The 3353-nt window shown below is 55.6% G+C and carries 2 protein-coding genes; both read right to left on the bottom strand.

All coding sequences use genetic code 11. The features are described 5' to 3' along the window. On the bottom strand, nt 1–2723 hold a 2723-nt coding region (locus Q0510_RS15180; protein ID WP_298713488.1), incomplete at its 3' end, for a SusC/RagA family TonB-linked outer membrane protein. Between the two features lie 364 nt (nt 2724–3087). Continuing rightward, on the bottom strand, nt 3088–3353 hold a 266-nt coding region (locus Q0510_RS15175), incomplete at its 5' end, for a hypothetical protein (RefSeq protein ID WP_298713485.1).

Raw genomic sequence — 3353 nt, 5'->3', positions numbered from 1 at the left:
TCAAGGCCCTGGTAAGGGATGCTGAATGCCGCCCCGTATGTGTATTCCGGCAGGTTGGTATACCCGATGGGCGCCATGTCTTTTTCGTTTACCAGTCCGTCGTTGTTGAGGTCTTTATACTTGAAATCGCCCGGCCGGGAGGCATGCCCGCCCACGGTTTGCACCGGCGACCTGGCGATATCGTCTTCATCTGTAAAGTACCGGTCTACCAGGTAGCCGAAGCTTTGCCCGAGCGGATAGCCGGTGGAACGGTACCTGTAAGCGAAGTCTTCTCCGAGCAGGGGCTCATCGGCAAAAATCTGTTTGTTCTTCGCGTAGTTCATATTCAGTTTCGCCAGGATGGACAGCTTCTTCGTCACCGCTTTCCGGTAGTTCAGTTCGATCTCATAGCCTTTGTTCTCGATTACGCCAACGTTCGCCGGCGGCAAAACGCCCAGCGGGAAGCCGTTCAGTACGGGAATGGTGCCGCGGCTGCGCAGGATGCTGCGCGCCAGTTCTTCCCGGCTGCGCAGGCCGACCGGTTGCGTGCCGTTCCCGCCGTTCAGCACCGGGATGGTAGACCGGCTGCGCAGGATGTCCTCCCTTCTTTCCTTATACACATCGATCACGAGGTTGAGGTCGTTGAACAATCCCAGCTCAAAGCCGATGTTTGTTTTCTTCGCGATTTCCCAGGTGATATTGCTGTTTTTGAGCATGTTGATGCCGATGTATTGCCCCAGGCCCAGACTGCTGGAATACCCACCCGCGCTCAACGTGATATCGTCGAGGTACAGGAACCGGCGGCCGCCCAGCTGGTCGTTGCCCACAAGGCCGTATGATGCACGCACTTTCAAATGCGAAATAGCGGGAACCGCCTGCATGAAAGGCTCGTTGGAGATCAGCCAGCCTGCGGAAAACGCCGGGAAGAAGCCGAACCGCTTGCCTTTGGCGAACTGCTCCGATCCGTTGTACCCTGCGTTGAATTCCGCGAAGTACTTGTCGTCGTATGCATAAGTGGCCCTGCCTGAAACACCCCTCAGGTTGAAAGGCAACGCAATGCCCTGGATGTTCTGTTGCTGGAGGTACAAGGCCATGGCGCTCACCTGGTGCTTTTTGAACTTCCGGTCGTAGTTGAGATAAGCCTGCACGTTGGACAGGGACACGAAGCTGGTGGAGCCGCCCAGGCTCAGCGGCGTATTCAGCCATCCGCCATACTGCGCGAAATGGATATCATCCGGCGCGGCAGGATCCTGCGCGTTGGGGGTAATCACCTGCATATATCTTACAAATTCCTTCCCGCCGAAGAGGTTGTTGATGGAACGGGTATCGAACGACAGGTTGATCTGCGCGGAAAGGCCTTTCGTTAAACCGGACAAATCCTGCTTCATCCCGAAAGTGGCCAGCACATTGCTCCTCGTTTGCCGCACATACCCCGACCTGTTCAGCAGGCCGTAAGCCGGCCAGTCGATGTTGGGACCGGTGGTTACGTCGCCGTCCGGCGTCAGTTTCGGAACGTTGGCAGGTACGCGCGACATGAACGACATGATGTATACCGCCGGTGACTGGCCGGTCAGCACCGAGCTCACATCACCCAAACGGTTCAGGATCCCCATCGGCATGTTCTGCTTTTCGAGGTAACCCGCTACGTTGAGGAACGCGTTCAGCTTGCTGTTCAGGCGCAAATCGATATTGGAGCGGAAAGAATAACGGTCCAGTTTGAAGGAAGGATCGTAGGGAAGATCCTTCTCCGTCCGGAACTGCCCGCCCTGGTTCAGGTATGTGGCGTTGACGAAGTACTTCACCGCCTTGTTGGCCGTTACGCCAGAGATATTGAGGTTATAGCGGTGCTGCAGCGAAAAATCCTTCAGCATCACATCCCGCCAGTCGGTATTGGGATAATTGGCCGTATCGGCGCCGGTCCGGTACATTTCCAACGCGTATGGCGAGAACTGTTCGGCCAGTCCGTCATTTTTCAGGGACTGGTTCCGGAGCCGGGCATAGTCGTATGAATTCACGGTGTTAACGAAGTACTGGAAATCCTGCGCGGCAACTTCGGCGCTGAAATTGATTTCAGGCACTTCCGCGGTACCGCGTTTGGTGGTGACGAGGATCACCCCGTTCGCTCCTCTTACGCCGAACAGCGCGGTAGACGATGCATCTTTGAGGATGGTCACAGACTCCACTTCGTTGGGATCGATATAGGTCAGGTCGCGCTCAATCCCGTCGATCAGCACGATCGGGGCCGTCTGGTTAATGGTGGCCCGCCCCCTCAGGAAGAGGGAAGTAATGTCCCGGCCGGGTTCCCCGCTGCTCTGGAGCGTGGTTAACCCCGGCAGGCGGCCTGCCAGCGATATGGCGAGGTTCGCGGATGGGCTTTGCTTGATTTCTTTGGTCTGGATGGAAGAGATGGCCCCCGTCACCGTGGCCTTCTTCTGTTTCGCAAATGCCACTACCGCCACTTCCCGCAGTTCTTTCCGGGTAAAAACCATTTCCACGTTGATGATGGAGGCAGCGCGGACGGTCACCCTTTTTTCCAGGTACCCCTGGAAGGTAAATATCAGCTCCGTACCCGGCGCAGCCGATATGGCGTATTTACCGTTCTCGTCGGTTTGTGTGATTTTGGTGGATCCCGCTACCCTGACGGTCACGGCCGGCAGCGTGGATTCGTCGAGGGAATCCGTGACCGTGCCGGTAATATTGATGGATTGAGAAAATGTCGCGGTGCCGCAAAAGCTGAGCAGCATCAGTAAAACCAATTGCCGCCAACAGACCGGGCAACGGAATATAATTGTATTCATACGGGATTGATTGAAATGATAAGTCTATCTGATGTCTAACGTATCTAAGGTACCGACTAAGAAAAATGGTTGATGTCCTGTTATTAACTCGAATTATATTATTCTTAACTTTTCACAAGCTGTAGAATAGTGGATGCATTCATTTGAAATTCCCCCGGTTCCTGTAAAATACGCACATAGTTCGTTTCATTATATCAGAACATGCGAAATGTTCCGACAATCCTATTCTATTTAACAGCCTCCGGTCCCGGGCGCATACCACGTCAACGTCGCGCGTTCCGGGCCGGTAGTAAGTTGAAGCGTTCCGGCCTTACTGGACCAGCTTCCTGGCGTTCAGGGTGCCGGTGTAGGTAATCACAATGGACTCCCCGGGCGACAGTACCGCCGTAAAAGGAACGTTTGCCCCCAAAGCGGCCGGCAGGATGCTCACCCCGCCCCGCGTCACGGCAGTCACGCCGGTGGTGGCGCTGAAGTACAGCGTTTCCGGGGAAATACCCGCCGTGTACGTCCAGGGCGATCCGCCGGTGGTCACCGATGCCGCGCCTACCGGGTTGTAGCCGGTAATATCGCGGATCA

Source organism: uncultured Chitinophaga sp. (genome assembly GCF_937874145.1).
Taxonomy (GTDB): Bacteria; Bacteroidota; Bacteroidia; order Chitinophagales; family Chitinophagaceae; genus Chitinophaga.
Note: the sequence above shows the minus strand (reverse complement) of the source record. Positions and strands in the feature narration are given on the sequence as shown.